This is a genomic window from Paenibacillus whitsoniae (assembly GCF_003955665.1).
Classification (GTDB): domain Bacteria; phylum Bacillota; class Bacilli; order Paenibacillales; family NBRC-103111; genus Paenibacillus_E; species Paenibacillus_E whitsoniae.
In genome coordinates, this window is record NZ_RXHU01000066.1 from 1 (window position 1) to 24,391 (window position 24,391).

20 protein-coding genes are annotated in these 24,391 nt (G+C 50.7%); all 20 read left to right on the forward strand.

The genetic code is table 11. The features are described from left to right. Positions 1-4,049, forward strand: a 4,049-nt coding sequence (locus tag EJQ19_RS20950; protein WP_126143195.1) for a PolC-type DNA polymerase III, incomplete at its 5' end; no start/stop codon positions are given. A 191-nt stretch (positions 4,050-4,240) separates the two neighbouring features. Then, positions 4,241-4,705 (forward strand): ribosome maturation factor RimP, encoded by a 465-nt coding sequence (gene rimP, locus EJQ19_RS20955; protein WP_126143196.1) that lies wholly within the window; start codon positions 4,241-4,243, stop codon positions 4,703-4,705. 34 nt (positions 4,706-4,739) lie between these two features. Beyond that, positions 4,740-5,837, forward strand: a complete 1,098-nt coding sequence (gene nusA / locus EJQ19_RS20960) for a transcription termination factor NusA (RefSeq protein ID WP_126143197.1) — start codon at positions 4,740-4,742, stop codon at positions 5,835-5,837. Positions 5,838-5,866: 29 nt separating this feature from the next. Further along, positions 5,867-6,184, forward strand: coding sequence for an RNase P modulator RnpM (gene rnpM, locus EJQ19_RS20965; RefSeq protein WP_126143198.1), 318 nt, complete (start codon positions 5,867-5,869; stop codon positions 6,182-6,184). After that, positions 6,174-6,503 carry a L7Ae/L30e/S12e/Gadd45 family ribosomal protein gene (locus EJQ19_RS20970; RefSeq protein WP_126143199.1) on the forward strand — a complete coding sequence of 110 codons (330 nt, stop codon included), beginning with the start codon at positions 6,174-6,176 and terminating at the stop codon, positions 6,501-6,503. The genes rnpM and EJQ19_RS20970 overlap by 11 nt, the downstream gene beginning before the upstream one ends. Then, the gene (infB, locus tag EJQ19_RS20975) at positions 6,493-9,417 is read left to right on the forward strand and encodes a translation initiation factor IF-2 (RefSeq protein ID WP_126143200.1); all 2,925 of its coding nucleotides are present in this window, start codon (positions 6,493-6,495) and stop codon (positions 9,415-9,417) included. Before EJQ19_RS20970 ends, infB begins: the two co-directional genes overlap by 11 nt. A 6-nt stretch (positions 9,418-9,423) precedes the next feature. Further along, positions 9,424-9,783 carry a 30S ribosome-binding factor RbfA gene (gene rbfA, locus EJQ19_RS20980; protein WP_126143201.1) on the forward strand — a complete coding sequence of 120 codons (360 nt, stop codon included), beginning with the start codon at positions 9,424-9,426 and terminating at the stop codon, positions 9,781-9,783. Next, positions 9,780-10,781 carry a DHH family phosphoesterase gene (locus EJQ19_RS20985; protein ID WP_241243019.1) on the forward strand — a complete coding sequence of 334 codons (1,002 nt, stop codon included), beginning with the start codon at positions 9,780-9,782 and terminating at the stop codon, positions 10,779-10,781. Before rbfA ends, EJQ19_RS20985 begins: the two co-directional genes overlap by 4 nt. After that, positions 10,778-11,695, forward strand: coding sequence for a tRNA pseudouridine(55) synthase TruB (gene truB, locus EJQ19_RS20990; protein ID WP_126143202.1), 918 nt, complete (start codon positions 10,778-10,780; stop codon positions 11,693-11,695). Before EJQ19_RS20985 ends, truB begins: the two co-directional genes overlap by 4 nt. Before the next feature lie 46 nt (positions 11,696-11,741). Next, positions 11,742-12,689, forward strand: a complete 948-nt coding sequence (locus tag EJQ19_RS20995) for a bifunctional riboflavin kinase/FAD synthetase (RefSeq protein WP_126143203.1) — start codon at positions 11,742-11,744, stop codon at positions 12,687-12,689. Positions 12,690-12,841: 152 nt separating this feature from the next. Then, positions 12,842-13,111, forward strand: a complete 270-nt coding sequence (gene rpsO, locus EJQ19_RS21000) for a 30S ribosomal protein S15 (protein WP_126143204.1) — start codon at positions 12,842-12,844, stop codon at positions 13,109-13,111. A 197-nt stretch (positions 13,112-13,308) separates the two neighbouring features. After that, positions 13,309-15,411: a polyribonucleotide nucleotidyltransferase gene (locus EJQ19_RS21005; RefSeq protein ID WP_126143205.1), complete on the forward strand. Its 2,103-nt coding sequence runs from the start codon at positions 13,309-13,311 to the stop codon at positions 15,409-15,411. 163 nt (positions 15,412-15,574) lie between these two features. Beyond that, the gene (locus EJQ19_RS21010) at positions 15,575-16,597 is read left to right on the forward strand and encodes a polysaccharide deacetylase family protein (protein ID WP_126143206.1); all 1,023 of its coding nucleotides are present in this window, start codon (positions 15,575-15,577) and stop codon (positions 16,595-16,597) included. Positions 16,598-16,702: 105 nt separating this feature from the next. Beyond that, a complete protein-coding gene (locus EJQ19_RS21015; RefSeq protein ID WP_126143207.1) occupies positions 16,703-17,959 on the forward strand; it encodes a M16 family metallopeptidase in 1,257 nt (418 codons plus the stop codon). Next, positions 17,946-18,401: a dUTP diphosphatase gene (dut, locus tag EJQ19_RS21020; RefSeq protein WP_126143208.1), complete on the forward strand. Its 456-nt coding sequence runs from the start codon at positions 17,946-17,948 to the stop codon at positions 18,399-18,401. The genes EJQ19_RS21015 and dut overlap by 14 nt, the downstream gene beginning before the upstream one ends. A 170-nt stretch (positions 18,402-18,571) precedes the next feature. After that, positions 18,572-19,471, forward strand: a complete 900-nt coding sequence (gene dpsA, locus EJQ19_RS21025; RefSeq protein ID WP_126143209.1) for a dipicolinate synthase subunit DpsA — start codon at positions 18,572-18,574, stop codon at positions 19,469-19,471. Then, positions 19,468-20,061 carry a dipicolinate synthase subunit B gene (locus EJQ19_RS21030; RefSeq protein WP_126143210.1) on the forward strand — a complete coding sequence of 198 codons (594 nt, stop codon included), beginning with the start codon at positions 19,468-19,470 and terminating at the stop codon, positions 20,059-20,061. The genes dpsA and EJQ19_RS21030 overlap by 4 nt, the downstream gene beginning before the upstream one ends. A 238-nt stretch (positions 20,062-20,299) precedes the next feature. Further along, on the forward strand, positions 20,300-21,517 hold the full coding sequence (dapG, locus tag EJQ19_RS21035) for an aspartate kinase (RefSeq protein ID WP_126143211.1): 1,218 nt from the start codon (positions 20,300-20,302) through the stop codon (positions 21,515-21,517). A 24-nt stretch (positions 21,518-21,541) separates the two neighbouring features. Further along, complete coding sequence (gene dapA / locus EJQ19_RS21040) at positions 21,542-22,405, forward strand: 4-hydroxy-tetrahydrodipicolinate synthase (protein ID WP_126143212.1); 864 nt, start codon at positions 21,542-21,544, stop codon at positions 22,403-22,405. A 172-nt stretch (positions 22,406-22,577) separates the two neighbouring features. Continuing rightward, a complete protein-coding gene (locus EJQ19_RS21045) occupies positions 22,578-24,254 on the forward strand; it encodes a ribonuclease J (protein WP_126143213.1) in 1,677 nt (558 codons plus the stop codon). Positions 24,255-24,391: the final 137 nt, after the last annotated feature.

Consider the following 24,391-nt stretch of genomic DNA (forward strand, 5'->3'; position numbering starts at 1 on the left):
CGGATCGCCTGGTTGCCGAGTATTGGAGCCTCTTCATGGAGTGGCTGCAACGGGAAGTTCCGTCCATTAACGGGTGGATGGCCAAGGCGAGAGTTGACGTGCAGGGTACGCAGGTATCATTGATGTTGCTCGATAACATCGGGCTTGAACTGGCTCGGAAGAAAAACATCGACATGTATATCAGGAACTTTTTTCATAACTATTTTCAAACGGAATTATCTGTGAAGTATTCGCTCAGCGATGCGTCGGAAACCGAAGCGGAGTATGAGAAGTTCGCCAAACAGCGCGCTGAAGGGGAAAAATCGTTCACGCAAGAAATCATGATGTCGATTGAGATGGAGGAAGAAGATACCCTCGTTTCGGATGACGAGCTGAAGCTGGTCATGGGCTACGAAATCAAAGAGGTTCCGACGCCGCTCAAAGACATTCAGGAAGAAGAAAAGAAAATTACCGTGCAAGGAACGGTTTTCGGCCTGGAAGTCAAGGAACTGCGGAACGGCAATACGCTGTTCTCCTTTAACCTCACCGATTTTACGGATTCCATGGCGATGAAGATGTTCGCGAAGACGAAGGAAGACGTCAAGATCCTCAGCCTTCTGTCGAACGGGACGTGGGTGCGCGCCAGAGGGAAAGTCGAGTATGACCGCTTTATGCAAGTCCCTGAGCTGGTTATGATTCCGAACGACTTGACGGAAGTCATGGCGCCGAAGGACCGCATGGACGATGCCGAGGAGAAGCGGGTCGAGTTCCATCTGCATACGAATATGAGCACGATGGATGCTTTGACTCCTGTGGACCAGCTCGTGAAGACGGCTGCCAAATGGGGCCATAAAGCGATTGCGATTACCGACCACAGCAACATTCAGTGTTACCCGGATGCGGGCAAAGCGGCGAAAAAACACGGTATTAAAGTTATCTACGGCCTAGAAGCCAATGTCGTGAACGATGCCGTTCCAATTGTCATGAATCCGATTGATATCGAAATGAAGCAAGGCACGTATGTCATCTTCGACGTGGAGACGACGGGGCTCTCGGTGACGAATAATAAAATTATCGAGCTCGCCGGCGTCAAAATGCAGGACGGGAAAGAAATCGACCGGTTTGCAACGTTTATTAATCCGCATGAACGAATTCCATACAACATTCAACAACTTACGAACATTACGGATGAAATGGTCGCGGATGCGCCGGATATCGAAGAAGAGCTGCCAAAGTTCATTGAATTTGTCGGCGACAGCATCTTGGTTGCGCATAACGCGCGCTTCGATATGGGCTTTTTGCAGGCAAACCTGAAGCGCATGGGACTGCCGGAAGTGAATAATCCCGTACTCGATACGCTGGAGCTTGCTCGATTCCTGTTCCCGGCTATGAAAAATCACCGATTGAACACACTCTCGGACAAGTTCAAGGTTAGCCTTGACAATCATCACCGTGCGATCGACGATTCGATTGCGCTGGGCTTCGTTTTATTTCATTTGATTAATGAGGCCTATGATCGGCAAATCGTCTCCTTGGCGAAACTCAACGATTATGTCGGTAAGGACTTATCGAATCAGCGTCCGTTCCACTGCTGTATTTATGCACAGAATGCGGTGGGCAAGAAAAATTTATTCAGACTGATCTCATTATCTCATACAACTTATTTGCAACGTTCCGCAACGATTCCGAAAAGTGTGCTCGTCGAGCATCGAGAGGGGCTTCTCATTACCTCCGGTTGCGAAAAAGGTGAGTTTTTCGAGGCTGTGCTTAACAAATCGATCGAGGAAGCCGAACAGGTTTCTGAGTTCTACGATATTCTGGAGATTCAACCCGTCAGTTATAACATGCATCTGGTCGAAAAGGGGCTCGTCGGAAGCGCCGAAGACCTGGAAAACGCCGTCCGCCGTGTGTGCGAAATCGGAGCCAAAACCGGCAAGCCAGTGATTGCGACAGGCAACGTGCACTACCTGCATCCGCGAGAAAAAGTGTGCCGTGACATTACGATTAACGGGATTACCGGCTTTAGTCCGCTCAAGGGCACCAAAAAGCCTGATGCACATTTTCGGACGACGAAGGAAATGCTACAGGAGTTTATGTTCCTTGGCGATGAAAAAGCGCATGAGGTTGTCATTCGCAATACGAACGAGCTGGCGGACCGCTTCGAAGTGATCGAGCTGTTCCCGGACAAATTGTTTACACCGATTATTGAAGGCGCAGACGATGAAATTCGGACGACGTGCTACAATACGGCGAAAAGCATCTACGGCGAAGAGCTGCCGGAAGTGATCGTGGCGCGGCTTGAAAAAGAGCTTGTGCCGATCATCAAATACGGCTTCTCCGCGAACTATCTCATCTCTGAACGACTCGTGAAAAAATCGAATGCGGACGGCTACCTTGTAGGATCCCGGGGATCCGTAGGCTCATCCGTCGTTGCGATGATGCTCGGCATCTCCGAAGTTAATCCGCTGCCGCCGCATTACATTTGCTACAGCTGCCAGCACAGCGAATGGTTCCTGGATGGCAGTGTGCCGAGCGGATTCGACTTGCCGAACAAAGTTTGTCCGAACTGCGGCGAGCCGATGAAAGGCGACGGGCATGACATTCCGTTCGAAACGTTCCTTGGTTTTAAAGGGGACAAAGTTCCCGATATTGACCTTAACTTCTCCGGCGAATATCAGCCTGTGGCGCACAACTACACGAAAGTTCTGTTCGGCGAAAAGAGTGTATTCCGTGCCGGAACGATCGGTACAGTAGCGGAGAAGACGGCATTCGGCTTCGTGAAAAAATACGAAGAGGAAATCGGCGCGAAATGGCGCGGCGCCGAACTTAATCGTTTAGCTGCCGGCTGTACGGGCGTCAAGCGGAGTACGGGCCAGCATCCCGGCGGGATCGTCGTCGTGCCGGATTATATGGAAGTCGACGACATTACCCCGGTGCAATTCCCGGCCGACGATAAAAATTCCGAGTGGATGACCACGCACTTCGATTACCACGCCTTTGACGCGAATTTGCTCAAACTCGATATTCTGGGACACGACGATCCGACCATGATGCGGATGCTGCAGGATTTAACGGGCATCGATCCAACGACCTTGCCGATGAACGATGCGAAGGCGATGAGTATTTTCTCCTCGACGGAAGCGCTCGGCGTGACGCCGGAGCAAATTCGCTCCCCGGTAGCCACGTATGGCGTTCCCGAAATGGGGACAAAATTCGTGCGCCAGATGCTGCAAGAGACGCAGCCGAGTTCGTTTGCCGATTTACTGCAGATTTCGGGATTGTCGCACGGAACAGGTGTTTGGCTTGGCAATGCGCAGGAGCTGATCAAGAAAGGCATCTGCAACATTAAGACGGTTATCGGTTGTCGTGACGATATTATGCTCTATCTGATTTATAAGGCCGGCATGGATGCAGGCCTGGCGTTTAAAATTACGGAAAGCGTGCGGAAAGGGAAAGGGCTCACAGACGAGTGGAAGGAAGAGATGAAGCGCTGCAACGTGCCGGCGTGGTACATCGAATCCTGCGAGCGCATCGAGTACATGTTCCCGAAAGCTCACGCCGCCGCTTACGTTATTTCCGCGGTGCGTACCGCGTATTTCAAGGTGTACCATCCGATTGCCTACTATGCGACTTATTTTAGCGTTCGGGCGGCGGACTTTGATTTGGACCTGCTGTGTCAAGGCTACGATGCAATTCTGAAGCGGCTGATCGAGATCGAGGAGAAGGGCTTCCAGGCGCTGCCGAAAGAAAAAGCGATGATTTCGATTCTCGAAATGGCGCTGGAAATGACGGCTCGCGGCTTCAGTTTCAAGCCGATCGACATTTACCGCTCACATGCGACAAAGTTCATCATCGACGGTGATTCGCTGATCCCACCGTTTGCCGCACTGTCCGGCATCGGTGAGAACGCGGCGAAGAACATTGCGGCCGCGAAGGAAGAAGGCGGCGATTTCCTCTCTATCGAGGATTTCCAGAATCGGTCGAAGGCGTCCAAAACCGTCATCGAAATGTTAAACAGCATGGGCTGCTTCCGCGGTTTGCCGGAGTCGAATCAATTGTCCTTGTTCTAACCCCTGTCAAGTGAAAATCGTTTACAAGTTTGCTATTGTAATGCAAAACAAGGTTATGGTATAATTTTTCTTGGCAATAATGAGGATTATCATCTTGTGATTAGAGAGTGGGGCAACCCACTCTTTACATTTTGATATAGGACTTTTTCGGGTGCATCGAGAGAAAGTCGAATTTAGGAGGGTCATGGCCATTGGCTACGCAAGGGCAAATCAAATCCATTATTGAGGACATGCTGAAGCAATATTTCGAGGACAACGGATTTGAGCTCGTGGATGTCGAGTATGTCAAGGAAGGCAGCAATTGGTTCCTTCGTGTCTATGCTGACAAAGAAGGCGGTATTGATATAGATGATTGCGGCCGCATCAGCGAATTTTTAAGCGGGAAGCTGGATGAGAAAGATCCGATTCCGGATGCGTATTTCCTGGAAGTTTCTTCGCCTGGGGCGGAACGTCCGCTTAAGAAGCCGCAAGATTTTTATAAAGCCGTAAACAGTCATGTCTTTGTGACGACCTACGAGCCGATCGACGGCGCCAAAGAGTTCGAAGGACGCTTGCTGTCCTATGATGAAGAAACGCTCATTATCGAATTCGGCAAAAAGAAAGTCAGTGTTCCGGCTGCCAAACTGGCAAGCGCGCGCCTGGCGATTGTCTTTTAGGATTGCATTTATTGAAAGGGGGGACTCAGTTCAAATGAATTCAGATTTTATCGAAGCGCTGTCGGAAATTGAACGTGAGAAAGGGATTTCGAAGGAGTTATTGATCGACGCCATCGAAGCGGCGATGATTTCCAGCTATAAGCGCAATTTTAATACGGCACAAAATGTGCGCGTGGATATTAACCGGAACACGGGTCTCATTAAAGTTTTTGCGCGTAAAACCGTAACGGAAGATGTGCTTGACCCGCGTCTGGAAATTTCGCTTGATGCAGCACGTGAAATTAATCCGAACTATCAAATGGAAGATATTGTGGAGATTGAAGTGACACCTCGCGACTTCGGCCGCATCGCCGCGCAAACGGCGAAGCAGGTTGTCACGCAGCGGATTCGCGAAGCGGAGCGCGGCTTGATCTACAATGCGTTCATTGACAAGGAAGAGGATATCGTGACCGGTATTCTTCAGCGCCAAGATCAACGCAACATCTATGTGGACTTGGGCAAGGTGGAGGCGGTGCTTCCGCTGACGGAGCTCATGCCAACCGACAAGTTCAAACAGGGAGACCGTATCAAAGCGTATATTACCAAAGTGGAAAATACGACAAAAGGGCCTCAAATTGTGCTGTCGAGAACGCATCCGGGGCTGCTCAAGCGTCTTTTCGAACTTGAGGTGCCGGAGATTTTCGACGGCGTTGTAGAAATTCGTTCCGTAGCGCGCGAAGCGGGCTTCCGTTCCAAAATTGCCGTGCATTCCCGCAATCCTGAGGTTGATCCGGTCGGCTCCTGCGTCGGTCCGAAAGGACTTCGCGTTCAAACGATCGTGACAGAGCTTCGGGGCGAGAAGATCGACATCGTCCGCTGGATGGAAAGCGTGGAAGAGTATGTGGCGAATGCGCTGAGCCCTTCCAAAGTGCTGGAAGTTCAAATTCACGAGAGTGAGAAGATGGCGCGCGTTATCGTACCTGATTATCAACTTTCGCTTGCAATCGGAATTAAAGGTCAGAATGCGCGGCTGGCTGCCAAGCTGACGGGCTGGAAAATCGACATCAAGAGCGAGACGCAAGCCGAGCAAGAATTCGGCAGAGCGAAAACGTATACTGGAGAAATGCATCAGGATTCCGTAAGCATTGACTAAGGAAGTGCCGGAAGCAAGGGGTGAGCGTAATGAAGCAGAGAAAAATCCCTCTGAGAAAATGCGTAGCCTGTCAGGAAATGATGCCGAAGAGGGACCTTATCCGCGTCGTTAAGACGCCTGAGGATGACATTCTCATTGACCTGAAAGGGAAGAAGTCCGGGCGCGGCGCCTACCTGTGCGGGAAAGTTTCGTGTTTTAAACTAGCGAAGAAGAGCAAAGCCCTGGATCGTGCGCTCAAGCATACGGTGGGGCCTGATATTTACGATCAGCTCGAACAAGACTTTATTCGGGTGGAAGACGAGTTCCTCGCTTCTAAAGCGGAGGGGGACGACGAAGATGAATCCTAAGCTGCTGAATCAACTGGGACTTGCGATGCGGGCAGGCAAACTTGTCACCGGCGACGAAGGCGTATTGAAGGCCATTCGCTCGGGAGAAGCCAAATTGGTTGTCATGGCAGCCGATGCGTCTGCCAATACGCGGAAGAAGTTTCAGGATAAGTGTCAGTTTTATGGGGTGCCTCTCATGGAAACGGGGACGAAATTCGAGTTGGGTCGCAGCATTGGGAAGGAAATGCGTGTCACCATCGGCGTTACGGACGTAGGCTTCGCGCAGATGCTGCAGAAGAGTCAAGAAATTCCTGCGGAGGTGAAACATATTGACCAATAATCAAGATAATAAAGACAATAAAACCCGCGTATATGAATACGCCAAGCAGCTCAATATGAGCAGCAAAGAGATTATTACGATTCTCAAACGTCTCAATATTCCTGTTAACAACCATATGAGCGTTATGGAAAATGATGCGGTAAACTCGGTTGAAAAGTTTTTTAGAGATATTAAAGCCAATGCGGCTGCCAAGCGAGCAGCTACGGACGGAGGAAATGTGAGTTCAACAACGACGAATCAGAATCCTGCATCGCAGGCTCAAGCACAAGAGAATAAAGGTGCAGCAGCGGCTCAGAAGCCGACTGCTTCCGAGACATCCAGCCAACAGACTGCTACAGGCGGTACTTCCGCTTCACAAGGGCAGTCGTCCCCCAGCAATGAACGTTCCAATTATCAAGGACGCGATCAGCGTTCCGGCGGTCAAGGCAATTATCAAGGCAATCGTTCCGGCGGTCAAGGCGGCCAGCGTTCTGGCGGCTATCAAGGTCAAGGGCAAGGCGGACGTCCGCAAGGCTCCGGTCAGGGCGGTCAGCGTACAGGCGGGTATCAGGGCCAAGGCGGCAACCGTTCCGGCAGCGGCTATCAAGGTCAAGGCGGCCAAGGATCTGGTCAAGGTGGTCAGCGTACTGGCGACCGTCCTCCGTTCCGTTCCGGCGAGAACCGTCCATCCGGCGGCGGCGGTTATAACAATCAACGCTCCGGCGGCGGCCAAGGGAACTACCAAGGCGGTCAAGGCGGCGGGAATTCCGGTCCGCGCAGAGAAGGCGGCGGCGGCTTTCAAGGTTCACGCCCGGCGTCGAGCGGCGCACCGAGCCCGAGCGTGACGCCTGCGGCATCAACCGGTCGTCCGCAAGGTCCTAACCGCGGTGCCGGCCCTAATCGGCAGAACAAGCCATACGAGAGCCGTAACCATAACCAAAGCGGCAGACCTGTTGTTCAGGAAGCAAAGCCGCAATTCCATGTGGGCGCCAGCGCAGCGGAGCTTGATGATGCAGCGGCACGCGCTGGGGTTATTACGACGAAGAAATCCAAGCCTTCACCGAAGCGTTTTGACGACAACCGTCAAGGCGGCAACCGGAGTCAAGGCGGCTTCAAAGGGAATCAGCGCGGCAACCGCGGTCGTTACCAACCGGAACCGGTGAAGAAAGAGAAAATCGACAATACGCCGAAGAAAATTATCGTTCGCGGTACAATGACTGTAGGGGAAACGGCAAAATTGCTTCATAAAGATGCTTCCGAAGTCATCAAAAAGCTTCTGATGCTCGGTACGATGGCAACAATTAATCAGGAGCTCGATCTGGAAGCGATCGAACTGATTTCGTCCGAATTCGGCGTTGAAGTGGAAATTAAGATCAAAGTCGAAGAAGACAACTTTGAAACGTTCGAAGAAGTCGATGATGAAGCTGATCTGCTTGAGCGTCCGCCGGTCGTCACCATTATGGGACACGTCGACCACGGGAAAACGACGCTTCTGGATGCGATCCGCAAAACGAGCGTAACCGAAGGCGAAGCCGGAGGCATCACGCAGCATATCGGTGCGTACCAAGTGGAAGTCAATCAGAAGAAAATTACGTTCCTCGATACGCCTGGTCACGAAGCGTTCACAACGATGCGTGCCCGCGGCGCACAAGTAACGGATATTACAATTATCGTCGTAGCTGCGGATGACGGCGTTATGCCGCAGACCGTAGAAGCGATCAACCACGCGAAAGCGGCTAACGTGCCGATTATCGTAGCGGTCAACAAGATCGATAAAGAAGGCGCGAATCCGGATCAAATCAAACAGGCGCTTACCGCTTATGAGCTTGTACCGGAAGAGTGGGGCGGCGAGACGATTTTCTGCGAAATTTCCGCAAAACAGCGTATTGGCCTGGAAAACCTTCTTGAAATGATCTTGCTCGTTGCCGAAGTACAAGAATTCAAAGCGAACCCGAACAAACGTGCAAGAGGAACCGTTATCGAGGCTGAGCTCGATAAAGGCCGCGGTCCGGTGGCTCGCGTACTCATTCAACACGGTACGCTGAAAGTCGGGGACAGCTTCGTAGCGGGCGTATGTTTCGGTCGTGTCAGAGCGATGGTCAATGACAAAGGCAAGCGCGTGAAAGAAGCTGGACCGTCAACTCCAGTAGAAATTACGGGTCTAACCGAGGTTCCGCAAGCGGGGGATCCATTCCTTGCTTACGAAGACGAGCGCAAAGCGAGAGATATCGCAGACCGCCGCTCGATCAAGCTGCGTCAATCCGAAATGTCAGCGAATTCCCGCGTCACGCTGGATGACCTGTTCAAACATATTAAAGACGGCGAAATCAAAGATCTGAACGTGATCATTAAAGGGGACGTTCAAGGTTCGGTTGAAGCGCTGAAGAGCTCGCTCGAGAAAATCGAAGTGGAAGGCGTTCGCGTTAAAATCCTCCACCATGGCGTTGGCGCGATTACGGAAACGGATGTCACCCTGGCGTCCGCATCCAATGCGATCATTATCGGCTTCAACGTGCGTCCGGAGCCTGCCGCGAAAGCGACAGCAGATCAGGAAAAAGTTGATATCCGTATGCACAACATCATTTACAACGTGATTGAAGAAATCGAGCAAGCGATGAAAGGCATGCTGGATCCGGTCTTCAAAGAAGTCGTTATCGGTACGGCTGAAGTACGCAACGTCTTCAAAATTACCGGCGCCGGCGTTATCGCGGGTTGTATGGTTACCAACGGCAAAATCGCCCGGAATGCGCAAATGCGCCTGATCCGCAGCGGCATTGTCGTGCACGAAGGCAAGATCGATTCTTTGAAACGATTCAAAGACGATCAAAAAGAAGTTGCTCAAGGCTACGAGTGCGGTATATCTCTGGAGAAATACCATGATATTAAGGAGGGCGACATTATTGAAGCCTTCATCATGGAATCTGTGGAGAGGTGATAACGCATGGCTAGAGTTCGCGTAGGCCGCGTAGGTGAGCAAATCAAGAAAGAACTGAGTCAGATTGTGCAGTCCGAGCTTAAGGATCCGCGCATCGGATTCTTGACGGTGACGGGTGTAGAGGTCACGAACGACTTATCCTTAGCGCGCGTTTTCCTAAGCGTGCTGGGAACGGATGAGGAGAAGGCTGCGAGCTTAAAGGCGCTGAATGCCGGCTCCGGCTACATTCGCTCTGAGCTTGGCAAACGGATTCGTCTTCGGAAAGTACCGGATCTGCAGTTTAAGTTTGACAGTTCCATGGACTATGGCAGCCACATTGATTCGCTGCTTCATAAAATCAATCAGGAAGGAAATCCGAACGTATGAGTGATGGAATGAACCATGCCACCGAGTATGACCGGCAGCTTGCTTTGGCTGCCGCCTTTATCGAGCAGCATGATGATTTCCTGGTCGTATCCCACATTCAACCGGATGGGGATGCGGCCAGCTCAACGTACGCGACGGGGTGGATGTTAACCCAATTGGGCAAATCGTTCACCTTGATTAACGAGGGCGCTATGCCCTCCAAGTTTTCCTTTTTGAAACAGAGTGAAACTTGCCTCGAATTAAAAGATCATCCGTCTGATCGTCTATACAAAGCGGTCATAAGTGTGGATTGTGCTGATTTCTCCCGAATCGGAAGGGTCAGCACTCTTTTTGATGAAGATGTGCAGTTGCTGAACATCGATCATCATCCGACGAATGATTACTTCGGAACGTGCCATTTGCTCAAATTCGATGCCGCGGCAACCGTGCAAATTTTGTACGATCTGGCGCTGTACATGAAGCTGAAGCCGACGGTAACGTTCGGTGAATACATTTATACCGGTCTGCTGACGGATACAGGCGGTTTCCGTTACTCCAATGCGTCACCAGAAGTGCTTCAAATCGGCGCTTCGCTGCTCGCACTGGGTGTTCAGGGCTCGGACATTGCGGAGCAAGTGCTTGAGCGCATGACGTATCCGCAAATCGTGCTTTTGCAAAAAGCGCTGTCCACGCTTTCCTTTGCCTACGATCGGAGGATCGCTTGGCTTGCGGTTTCCTTGGACGATCTGGCGCTGACCGGTGCCTCATCAGAGGATTTGGACGGGCTCGTCAACTACCCGCGTAATGTGGAAGGTGTCGAGGTTGGCATGCTCTTCAAAGAAAAAGCGCCCGGGGTCATCAAAGTTAGTTTGCGTTCATCCGGGCATGTCGACGTCGCTGCGATTGCGCAATCCATTGGCGGAGGCGGACATGTCAGAGCTTCCGGCTGCACGGTTTACGGTACGCTGGAAGATGCTGTTGTGAAAATGATCCAAGAAGTAGGGAGCAAGCTGATATGACGGTAGAAGGCATATTGCCTGTATGGAAGCCGGCGGGCTTTACCTCGCACGATGTCGTAGCCAAAGTCAGACTCATCGTTGGGATGAAACGCGTCGGTCATACGGGAACGCTGGATCCGCAAGTTACAGGAGTGCTGCCGCTTTGCTTGGGACGAGCAACTCGTATGGTCGAGTTTATTCAGGATTTGCCGAAAGAGTATGAAGCAGAGCTGCGGATCGGTGTCTCAACCGACACGGAGGACGCGACGGGAACCGTTTTGGAGGAAGTCGCGGAAGTGAAGTTGACGGAGACGCAGGTCCGCTCGGCGCTTCAATCTTTCGTTGGAGAAATCGAGCAGGTGCCTCCGATGTACTCGGCTGTCAAAGTTGACGGCAAGCGCCTTTATGAGCTGGCGCGCGAAGGTAAAGAGGTGGAGCGTAAAGCGCGAAAAGTGAAGATTTACAAGATTGAGGTTCTCGAGATGGATCTCGCCGCGCAGCATCCTGTCATTCGTTTTCGGGCCCTCTGTTCGAAAGGAACGTACATACGAACGCTTTGCGTCGATATTGGAAGGGCGCTCGGGTACCCGGCAACGATGGCCAGTTTGATTCGTACTTCAACCGGCAATATCCGCAAAGAGCAATGTTATACGTTCGAGCAAATCGAGCAGATGAAGGCAGATGGGACATTGGAGCAGCGCATGATTCCTATGGATCAAGCGATTGCACATTTGCCAAGCGTTTCGTTGACGGAGCAAGAGTCCGTGAGCGCTCAGCAGGGCAAGCATGTGCGCTTGGATAGCGCAAGAATTGAGCAAGTGAAAGACAATCCCACACCGCTTTATCGCGCGTATGCGCCGGATGCACGGTTTTTGGGATTGTACGAATGGCATAGCAAAAACCGTGTCTTGGTCCCGGCCAAAGTGTTTCTCTGATGTTGACGTCCAGGGACGGGTTGAAACGGGTAGGTGAACTCTCTTAATGAAAATTGTACCAATCGCATATCCCTTGAATATGGATGAAGTCGGCTTTTTCGAGGGGAAGCAAGTTGTCGCGATCGGCGATTTTGACGGTGTGCATTTAGGCCATCAAGAAGTGATCGGACGTGCGCTCAGCACGGCGGAGAAGCTTGGACTTCCGTCCGCCATTATGACCTTTCACCCGCATCCGCGGGCCGTAATGGGGCAAGGTAAGTATGAAGCGGCGCTTACGCCGCTGGAGCGGAAAATGGAAATTTTCGAGTCGATGGGTGTCAATCATGCCTATGTGGTCACATTCGACGCTTCCTTGATGCGGCTTTCGCCGGAGCTGTTTGTGTCTGACATGTTGGAGAAGCTTGGTGTAGAGAGTGTCATTTGCGGCTTTGACTTTACGTTTGGCTTTCAAGGTAAAGGGACGCCGGATACGCTCTGTGAGCTTAGCCATGGCAAATTTTCAGTTGAAGTGGTGAGACCTTTTCATATGAATGGAGAAAAAGTAAGTTCAACGCGCATTCGCGAAGCGCTGCAGACAGGGGATTTGGACTCGGTAGCGCATCTGCTTGGGCGTCCGTACAGCATAACGGGAACTGTTGTCGACGGAGAGAAGCGAGGCAGACAGCTTGGTTTCCCTACAGCCAATCTACAGCTGGATGAACCTTATGTGAGCCCGTCCAACGGCGTTTACGCGATTAAAGCGACAGTTCGCGGGGCAACCTACCTAGGCGTTATGAACATCGGTGTGAAGCCGACCTTTACGACAGGCGAGCTGAAACCGTCTTATGAAGCCCACTTGTTTGATTTTGCCCAAGACATCTATGGGGAGAAAGTGACTGTCGAACTCATTTCATTCCTTCGTGCCGAACGTAAATTCAGCTCCCTTGATGAGCTCGTCGCACAAATTAAGCGGGATTCCGAGCATGCAAAGCAGAAATTAGCCGAAAACCTGTAGCAAGCATTTACTTTGCATAGATAATTATGATATACTACTCAATGTTGCCTGAAGGAAACATCCTTTTGGCATGAACCTTGGCTTGGATTGTCGCTTTCATCGGCGTTTTCTAGGCTTACGGGGATACTATAAGAAATTAGGAGATGAACACAATGGCATTGACGCAAGAGCGCAAAACACAACTGATTCAAACTCACAAAGTACACGACACGGACACAGGTTCACCTGAAGTACAAGTTGCGATCCTGACTGAGAACATCGTTAACTTGACAAACCACCTTCGCACACACAAGAAAGATCATCACTCCCGCCGCGGTTTGCTGAAAATGGTTGGTCAACGTCGTAAGCTGCTTGCTTACGTGAAGAACAAAGATGTAAACCGTTATAGCGCATTGATCGAGAAGCTTGGTTTGCGTCGATAAAACCGACAACGAGAAGCAACCTGTTGCTCCTTTGCTGGGCTTGAATAAAGCTTTGGCGAAGAGCAGCACAAGGTTGCTTTTTCTTCATACCTTTGTGTATTTTTAAAACGGTAAAAGCAGGAAATACTAAACATAGCGCAGAATTAGAGGAGTCATTACATACGAATTGAGATCATCAATTCCTTTAGGAGGATAACATGGAGAAAAGGGTACAAATGGAACTTGGCGGTAAGCCGTTCATCCTTGAAACAGGCCGACTTGCCAAACAAGCCAACGCCGCTGTCACCGTTCGCTACGGGGATACCGTCGTACTGTCAACAGTGACGGCTTCCAGCGGACCGAAGGATCTTGATTTCTTCCCGCTGACGGTAAACTATGAAGAAAGATTATATTCGGTAGGTAAAATTCCCGGCGGCTTCATTAAACGGGAAGGTCGTCCAAGTGAGAAAGCAATTCTGGCGAGCCGCTTGACAGACCGTCCGATTCGTCCGCTGTTCCCGGAAGGCTTCCGGAACGACGTGCAAATCGTATCCATCGTGATGAGTGTGGATCAGGAATGCCCGCCGGAAATCGCGGCCATGATCGGTACGTCCGCTGCGCTGGCTATTTCGGACGTGCCATTTAATGGACCGGTCGGCGGCGTGATCGTAGGCCGCGTTGATGGCCAATTCGTGATCAACCCAACTGGTGAAGTCGCGGAGAAGAGTGACCTGCACTTGACTGTAGCAGGAACAAAAGACGCAATCATGATGGTAGAAGCCGGCGCGAACGAAGTTTCCGAAGAGGTTGTGCTGGAATCCATCATGTTCGGTCACGATGTGATTCGTCAAATCGTTGCCTTGATCGAAGAACTCGTCGTCGAAGCAGGCAAACCGAAAATGGAAGTGACGCTGCACGCGGTGAACGAAGAGGTTAACCAAGCGGTTCGCGCGTTTGCACAAGCTAGACTGATCGATGCGATCAAAATTTCCGAGAAGCATGCTAGACAAGAAGCGATTGACATTGTGAATGCGGAGGCTGTTGAACATTTTACAGCTTTGTATGCGGAAACGCCTGAACTTCTTGGTGACGTGAAAGAGACGCTGTACGACATCGTCAAAGAAGAAGTACGTCGTTTAATCACGCACGATAAAGTAAGACCGGATGGACGGAAGCTGGATGAAATTCGTCCGATCGAGTGTGACATTGACCTGCTGCCGCGGACTCACGGCTCCGGCTTGTTTACGCGCGGTCAAACGCAAGCGCTTAGCATTTGTACACTTGGCGCGCTGGGCGACGTGCAAATTTTGGACGGCCTGGACTTGACGGAAACCAAACGTTTCATGCATCATTACAACTTCCCGCCATTCAGTGTTGGTGAAGCGAGACCGCTTCGTCCGCCAGGCCGCCGCGAAATCGGTCACGGTGCACTCGGCGAACGTGCACTCGAGCCGATCATTCCAAACGAAACGAGCTTCCCATATACGATTCGTCTCGTATCCGAAGTACTCGAGTCAAACGGTTCTACGTCCCAAGCGAGCATTTGCGCAAGCACATTGGCGCTGATGGATGCAGGCGTGCCGATCAAAGCTCCGGTAGCCGGTATTGCTATGGGACTGATCAAAGACGGGGACCATTTCTCCATTTTGTCCGATATTCAAGGTATGGAAGATCACCTCGGCGATATGGATTTTAAAGTAGCCGGTACGGCGCAAGGCATCACTGCTCTGCAAATGGATATTAAAATCGACGGCATCAACCGCAGCATCCTGCAGCAATCGCTCGAGCAAGCCAAGGAAGGCCGTCTGTACATCTTGAATAAAATGCTGTCGCGCATTACGGAGCCTAAATCTTCGTTGTCGCCATACGCACCGAAAATTATTACGATGAACATCAATCCGGACAAAATCCGCGACGTCATCGGAGCCGGCGGTAAAATCATCAACAAAATTATTGAAGAAACCGGCGTGAAAATCGACATCGAGCAAGACGGCCGCGTATTCATCGCTTCCTCCAATCAGGAGATGAACGAAAAAGCGCGTTCCATCATCGAAGGCATCGTGCGCGAAGTGGTGGTCGGCGAGACGTACCTGGGTACGGTGAAGCGCATTGAGAAGTTTGGGGCGTTCGTTGAGATTTTGCCTGGGAAAGAAGGGCTTGTTCACATTTCCCAAATATCCACAGAGCGCGTAGCAAAGGTAGAAGATGTGGTGAGCATCGGCGATCAAATTACGGTGAAAGTCACGGAAATCGACAACCAAGGCCGCGTCAACCTTTCCCGCAAAGCGACGTTAACTGCACAAGTTCCAGCACAAAGCTAAACAACATTGGCGCTTAGGTGCCATGCATAGTTTTGAATAAAGAGTCAGACGAGTCTGTCTCTTTTTTGTTTTTTCATAAGGCAGGGCTGAGCCGGACAGGCAAAGGTTCTACTCTTGTCCTCTTTCGCATAACAATCAGGAGATGAGGAAAGGGGACCTAAGTATGCTCCATAAAAAATGGCTGCTCATGGGGAGTTTTTTTGCTATGGTTCTGATCGGGTTGCAGGCGCTCCCTGGTATTGGCACATTCATTACAGATCGAAAGATTTCGTCTGCCGCTCAGCGGGCAGGAGAGGGTGGCGATGCTCGCCCTGTATTTGCACTGGCTCGTTCGGACAAACAGAGTGTCTTGCTTGATACGATTACGCAGGAGGCGGCGAAACGCAGAGTAGCGCCGATCAATGCCAAGATCGATCCGGTTTGGAAGGCCATTCCAGGCTACAACGGGCTTGAAGTGGACATCGACGAGACGCTCAAGTTGGCGGAACACGGGATTTCGCCAAATCAAATACATTACGTCATGAAAGAAGTCGAGCCGAGCATTCAGTTAAAGGATTTGGGGCCAAGCCCCGTGTATAAAGGAAATCCCAAAAAGCCGATGGCTGCTTTTATGATCAATGTCGCCTGGGGCAACGAGTACTTGACGCCTATGTTGGATACACTGCGTAAAGAAAATGTGCATGCGACGTTTTTTTTAGATGGAACCTGGCTTCGGAAAAATCCGGATATGGCGAAGCAAATTCTTAGTGAGGGCCATGAACTGTCCAATCATGCGTATTCGCATAAAGATATGCGAACAATTTCCCGCAGCAAGGCTGTGGAGGAAATCTCGAAGACTGAAGAGCTTCTAAAGCAGTTAGGGGTCAAAAATACATTGTTTGCCCCGCCTTCCGGCTATTTTTCGCAAGAAACGGTGCAAGTGGCCGCGGAATTCCAACTGCAGACTGTCTTATGGACGTTTGATACGATCGACTGGAAAAATCCCGGGGCCGACCGCATTTTGCAGCGCCTTTCGAGCAATGTGGAGCCTGGCACGCTGATTCTAATGCATCCCACATCTTCTTCCCGCGATGCTTTGCTGGGAATGATTAAGACGATTAAAAACAAAGGGCTGACATTAGGAACGGTCTCCGAAGTGCTCTCCTCCAAACGCCTCCCGGCAGAAGGACAGACGAACGTCAAATAGCCGAAAAACGTCCGCAAAGTTGAGGAGACGGCACATTTTTGTTAGACTGGTGAAGTATAATGGGAGAATAGGGAAATTAGGAGTTACTATCGAGGAGGAACCTGGGTGATTAAATATCGCTTGCATAATGGCTTGAGAGTCGTCATGGAACAAATTCCTACATTTCGTTCCGTGACGTTCGGAATCTGGGTGAAGACGGGTTCTCGCAACGAGTCGAAGGAAATGAACGGGATTTCCCATTTTATTGAGCATATGCTGTTCAAAGGGACGGCGCGTCATACCGCCAAAGATATTGCGGAGATTTTTGACGGGATTGGCGGCAACGTGAACGCGTTCACGTCCAAAGAATATACGTGCTACTACTGCAAGGTGCTGGATGAGCATCTGCCGCTCGCGATGGACGTGCTGTCGGATATGTTCTTTCATTCGTCGTTCGATACGGAAGAGCTGGAAAAAGAAAAGAACGTCATCTACGAAGAAATTTCAATGTATGAGGATACGCCGGATGATCTCGTCCATGATCTATTGGCCAAAGCTTCGTACGGCTCGCATTCCCTGGGCTATACCATTCTGGGAACAGAAGAAAACCTGTCCCGAATGAACTCGGACGATCTGCGCGCTTATATGAAGGCGAACTATAACATTCAGAATACGGTGCTCAGCATCGCCGGCAACATTGACGACAATGTGAAAGCGCTGATTGAGCAGCATTTTGGCGATTTTGCGCTGTCCGGCGAAGAAACGTCCTATCATGCGCCTGACTTCTTGAGCGAGTTGATCTATCATGCCAAAAAGACAGAGCAGAATCACATCTGCTTGTCACTTCCAGGTTTATCGCTGCAGGAAGACAACTTGTATCCGATGGTGCTGCTGAATAACGCGATCGGAGGCGGCATGAGCTCCAGGTTGTTCCAGGAAATCCGCGAGAAGCGCGGACTTGCTTATTCCGTGTATTCTTACCACACGTCCCACATCGACAGCGGCATGTTTACGATCTATACCGGCACAGCGCCGAAGCAGACGGAAGAAGTGCTGAATGTGACGATGGAACTGCTGCATGATATCGTCGTGAATGGCATGACGGACAATGAATTGAAAAAAGGTAAAGAACAGCTCAAAGGCAGTTTGATTCTAAGTCTGGAAAGCACAAGCTCGCGGATGAACCGTTTTGGGAAAAACGAGCTTATGACCGGCAAGCACTACAGTCTGGATGAAATGTTGGCCCGCATTGACAGCGTGCAGATGGAGCATATTCGCCAACTCACGAAATCGCTGTTCAGCACGCCGTTTGCGCTGTCGATGGTCGGCAGCTCGGATAACGCCATTCACAGCTTCAGGAGGGATCAGCTTGTCTCGCTATGAGTTTGACGTTCAAATTAAACGGCTTCCCGGAAACGAAGATGTGAAGCTTCCTCAAAAAATGTCCGACGCGGCAAGCGGCTTCGATCTGCATGCCGCTGTCACCGAACCGGTCGTGCTGGCGCCCGGTGAGCGGAAACTGATTCCGACCGGGTTCGCGCTTGCCATGCCCGATGAGCTGGAAGCGCAGATTCGGCCGCGCAGCGGGCTCGCGTTCAAGCACGGCATCACGTCGCTGAACACGCCGGGCACAATCGACGCCGACTATCGCGGCGAAGTGAAAGTCCTGCTCATCAATCATGGGCAGGAGCCGTTCACGATTCAGCGCAATGAGCGCATTGCGCAAATGGTGTTCCAGCGTGTTCCGCAAATTCAGTTGCGGGAAGTTGACGAACTGACCGAAACGGCTCGCGGCGCAGGCGGTTTCGGCCACACCGGCCGTTGACGCCAGTAGCTGCAGCGTGAAGCAAGAGCATGTCCCGTTATACCGCGTAAAGCGGCCGGGGGACATGCTCTTTTTGCTTTTCAAGCGAGCGGATTCAGAAAGTCACCCATCCTTAGGCGAACGCATACTATAACGTATCGAAAGGGCCGAGGAAGGGGTGTAAGCTAGAAATGCTTACTGGAATTTCGGTTGCTATTATGGGCGGTGACGCCCGGCAGCTTGAAGTGATTCAGAAATTTACGGAGCTAGATGCCACTGTGACGTTGCTCGGTTTTGACAACCTTGGGAGACAGTTTAACGGGGTTACGCATGCCAAGCTGGATAGCGCCGTCTTTCAACATGTCGATGTGCTGATATTGCCAGTCGTAGGCACGGATGATGCCGGCCATGTGGAATCCATTTTCTCCAGCGAAGAGCTGGTTTTGACGGATGAGCTTTTTTCGTCGTTGCCGAAGCATGCCAAAGTGTATACGGGAATGGCGAAAAGTTATTTGAAGCAGATTGGCAAAGCGCACGGCATTGAAGTTGTCGAATTGTTGGAAAGGGATGATATTGCCATTTACAATTCGATTCCGACGGCAGAGGGCGCATTGATGATGGCCATTCAGAACACGGATATCACCATTCACGGTTCCGTATGTATGGTGCTTGGCTTCGGCCGCACCGGTTTCACGATGGCAAAAACACTGCAAGGATTAGGTGCAACAGTCAAGGTTGGCGTAAGGAAACCGGAGCACTTTGCAAGAGCGTGGGAGATGGGTTTTCAGCCTTTTTATACGAAAGATCTATACTCGGAAGTGTCGAATATTGACTTGCTTTTTAACACAATTCCGACTATGATAGTCACAGCACAAGTAATTACCAACATCCCACATCGCGCGCTTATAATCGATTTGGCTTCGAAACCCGGCGGAACGGACTTCCGTTTTGCGGAGAAGAGAGGCATTAAAGCGATGCTCGCGCCCGGATTACCTGGAATCGTCGCCCCCAAAACAGCTGGCCGTATCATGGCGAACACGCTCAGTCAGCTGATCGAGGAAGACTTCAAAGACAGGAGCGATGTGGAATGAACTGGCAAGGAAAAACGGTCGGCTACGCCCTGACGGGCTCTCACTGCACATTGGAAGAGGTTATGCCCCAAATCAAGAGATTCGTAGATGCGGGAGCACGTGTAGTTCCAATAGTTTCGAACACGGTGATGACGACAGATACACGCTTCGGCAAATCGGCCGATTGGCAGCAAATGCTCAAGGACATTACGGGGAATGAGATCATTTCCTCGATTGTCGATGCAGAGCCGCTTGGGCCTTCCAAGTTGTTGGACGTCATGGTCATTGCACCTTGCACGGGCAATACAACAAGCAAGCTTGCGAATGCGATGACGGAAAGCCCTGTGCTCATGGCGGCCAAAGCTCAGATGAGAAATGGCAGACCGTTGGTTTTGGCAATTTCAACGAATGACGGGCTTGGTTTGAATGCGATGAACATTGCAAAGCTGCTGATTACGAAAAATATTTATTTTGTGCCTTTTGGTCAAGATGCCCCGGGAGCGAAGCCAAATTCGTTGGTCGCCCGTATGGATTTGATCGTGGAGGCTTGTGAATCTGCGCTTGAAGGCAAACAGCTGCAGCCGATGATTATTGAGAGATTTAATTACTAACATAGAATGTCTTTCTTGAAGGGGAGAAGCTGGCCGTTGAATGAACGAGTGGCTGGCGTTTCTCCGTCAAGAAATTGAGCTTCAAGCGATCTTTGCAGTCCAGGGGTTCTCTCTGTGGATTGTTTCAGATCGTACTGTCAGGTGCCTATTGGCATGCTGTACACATTGCTGAATATATTGCTAATAGGCAATCATCCAGCAGGCTGCTTAAACTCAGCGGCGAAATTGGGGGAAATTTATGCGAATTCTTGTCCAGAAATTTGGAGGTACTTCGCTTTCCACCGCACAAGCAAGAGATCATGTAATTAGTCATATCCAAGATGCATTAGAAGAACAGTACAAATTAGTCGTTGTCGTTTCTGCGATGGGAAGAAAAGGGGAACCGTATGCGACGGATACACTCCTGGACCTTGTTCGAAAGAACGGGAACGGGTTGCCTCTGCGGGAACTCGATATGCTTATGGGCTGCGGAGAATTGATTTCTGCGGTGCTTTTGTGCAGTTTGCTGCAAGAGAAGGGCATTCGTTCAACGGTTTTGACAGGTGGGCAAGCTGGACTCATCACGAATGACGCGCATGGCAATGCGCAGATCGTGGCGATGCAGCCGGAGCGTATTCTGGCTCATTTGGAGCAGGATCAAGTCGTCATTGTGACCGGTTTCCAAGGGAAAACGACGGAAGGCGAGTTGACAACGCTTGGACGCGGAGGCAGCGATACGTCGGCAACGGCGCTCGGCGCAGCTTTGAAAGCGGAGATTGTCGATATTTTCACCGACGTCAATGGCATTTTGACAGCGGATCCAAGAATCGTTGAAGATGCCAAGCCCCTGGAGCGGGTCAGCTTCACGGAAATTTGCAATATGGCGCATAACGGCGCCAAAGTGATTCATCCGCGAGCGGTTGAAGTGGCAATGCAGGCGAATATTCCGATCCGGGTGCGCTCTACGTTCACGAAAGATCCGGGAACGCTTGTAACAGCAGCCGATCCGGCGTCGCCGGAAACGGGTCGTGTGAAGGACCGTTTCGTAACAGGCATCGCGCATTTTCCGAACATTACACAGATCCAGGTGTCTGCCGTAGAAGGGCAGTTTGATCTGCAGCTTCGCGTGTTCAAGACGATGGCCCAACATCAGATCAGCGTTGACTTTATTAACGTGAACCCTTCGGGGGTCATATATACGGTTTTCGACCATGAAGCAGAGCGAGCTGTCAAGCTCTTGGAGGCGCAAGGCTACGAGCCCAAGTTCGCCAAAGGCTGCGCCAAAGTATCCGTCATCGGGGGCGGTATGAACGGTGTCCCCGGCATTATGGCGCATATTGTCGAGGCCTTGACGATGGAGGATATACGCATTTTGCAGTCGGCGGACTCCAATACCACCATCTGGGTCCTCGTCCAGGGCGAAGATATGATCTCATCCGTTAGAGCACTTCATCGAAGATTTCATTTATTCAAATGACATGATAGAGCAGGAGGCGTCACCGTGAGTTTTGGAAGAGTTGTCACAGCCATGGTTACTCCATTTGACGAGCAATTGCAGATTAATTGGGGACAGGTAGAAACATTAGTCAATTATTTGATCGAGGAACAGCAGTCCGATAGCCTTGTGATTTGCGGGACAACAGGGGAATCGCCTACGCTAAGTGAAGAAGAGAAGCTGAAGCTTATTGAGCTTTCTGTTCGCGTTGCCGGCGGCCGCTGCAAGATTATCGCAGGCACAGGCAGCAACGACACAGCGCATACCATCCACTTCTCGCAAAAAGTTGCAAAATTGGGTGTCGACGCTTTGCTCCTGGTCGCGCCTTACTATAATCGCCCGTCGCAAGAAGGGCTGTATCAGCATTTTAAAGCAATTGCTGAGTCTGTCGATGTTCCTTGCATGCTGTATAACGTACCTGGCCGTACAGGCGTCAATCTGGACGCGGATACGACGGTTCGCCTTTCGCATGTGCCGAACATTGTGGCGACCAAAGATTGCTCGAATACCGATCAAATGACACGTATTTTGAACAATGCGGCTCCTGGCTTCCTCGTGTACAGCGGGGATGACAGTGCAACGCTGCCGGCGTTATCCATTGGCTGCGAAGGCATTGTCAGCGTCGCGAGTCATGTGATTGGAAAAGAAATGCAATCTATGATAAAGTATTATCTGGAAGGCCATATCAAACAAGCAGCTGAACTACATCGCAAGCTTCATCCTGTATTTACCGGCATTTTCTGCGCGCCAAGCCCTGCTCCAATCAAGCATGCGCTAGCGCTGAAAGGTATTCAGACAGGTGGAGTCAGATTACCGCTAGTGCGCGTATCCGAGCAAGAAGGACAATTCATCCAATCACTTTTTGAATGATCATCCCTAATGAATCGGTGCCCCCTTGGCATCGGTTTTCTTTTTTAGGGAAACCTATAGGTTACTCAGATTAACTTGTATTTGCTGTTTTTTATCATGTATAATGGTTGCAAGTGACTCGTTCGGTTTTTCATTTAAAATTCGTCGTCCAATCTAATAAGGAGGTATAATCTTGTCCAAAAAAAATAACGATAAACTTTTGATCTTCGCTCTTGGCGGCGTGGGCGAAATCGGAAAAAATATGTATTGCATTCAATATGGGAACGATATTGTCGTCATTGACAGCGGTTTGAAATTTCCAGAGGAGGACATGCTGGGGATCGACATCGTCATTCCGGATATTGGCTATTTAACGGAGAATCGGGACAAAGTACGCGGCATCATCATTACTCATGGTCATGAGGATCATATCGGCGGTTTACCTTATGTGCTTAAGCATCTGAATGTTCCACTCTACGCGACCAAGCTGACGATGGGACTGATCGAGGCGAAGCTGAAGGAAGCGAATTTGCTCGGTACAACGAACCGCATTCTGATTAATGCAGATTCCGTCCTTTCTCTTGGGACGCTGACAGCAACATTCTTCAAAACGAATCACAGTATTCCAGACTCCGTGGGTGTGGCTGTGGATACACCGGAAGGTGTCGTCGTTCATACGGGTGACTTCAAGTTCGATCAGACACCAGTGAACGATCAATACGCAGACCTCCACCGCATGGGTGAAATCGGCAAAAAAGGTGTACTGGCCTTGTTGTCCGATAGTACAAACGCAGAGCGTCCAGGCTATACAGGCTCCGAACGCGGCGTAGGAATTGAGATTGAAGAAGTGTTCCGCAAGGCGAAACAAAGAGTTGTCATTGCAACGTTCGCGTCGAATATTCATCGTGTTCAACAAGTATTTGATGCCGCTGCAGCGACAAACCGGAAAGTAACTGTGATCGGCCGGAGTATGGTTAACGTCGTGTCGATCGCAAGTGAGCTCGGTTATTTGCATATTCCGGACGGTATGTTGATTGAGCCGGAGGAAGTTAACCGTTTGGCCGCTGACCGCGTCGTCATTTTGTCGACAGGCAGCCAAGGTGAGCCAATGTCCGCTTTGACGAGAATGGCCCGTTCCACCCATCGCAAAATTGATATTTTGCCTGGGGACACGGTCATTATCGCGGCGACGCCGATCCCGGGGAACGAGCGTTATGTAGGCCGTACCGTAGACGAATTGATGCGCATTGGCGCACACGTCATTTATGGTCCGGGTTCCGTAACGGGTGTACACGTTTCGGGTCACGGCAGCCAGGAAGAGCTGAAGCTCATGCTCAACTTGATGAAGCCAAAGTACTTCATTCCGATTCACGGGGAATATCGGATGCTGCGTCAGCACGGTTTGCTTGCTGAATCCGTCGGCATTGCGAAAGAAGATATTTTCCTCTGCGACATCGGTGATACAGTCGAAATTCAGAACGGTGTTGCCCGCAAAGGCTCCAAAGTTCAGAGCGGCAACATTTTGATTGATGGATTGGGAGTAGGCGACGTGGGCAATATTGTCCTGCGCGACCGCAAATTGCTTTCCCAAGACGGTATCCTCGTTGTTGTCGTGACACTCAGCAAGCAAGACGGGAAAATTTTGTCCGGTCCGGATATTATCTCCCGCGGCTTCGTCTACGTGCGTGAATCCGAAGGTCTGCTTGAAGAAGCAAACCGCATCGTGACCAATACGTTACAAAAGCTGATGAACGAGAATGTCAACGAATGGGCATCACTCAAAACAAATGTAAAAGATGTGCTCGGACGCTTTTTATATGAACAAACCAGAAGAAGACCGATGATTCTTCCAATTATCATGGAAGTCTAGGAATTTGAACAGTCACTTAAACCTATGCATATAGAAAGCTCTCTTCGCGTAAGCGGGGGGAGCTTTTTTCAGCATTGACGGCATGCATGAAAGTGCGTCCCCAACCTCATACTATGGGAGATTTGGCAAGCTATTGT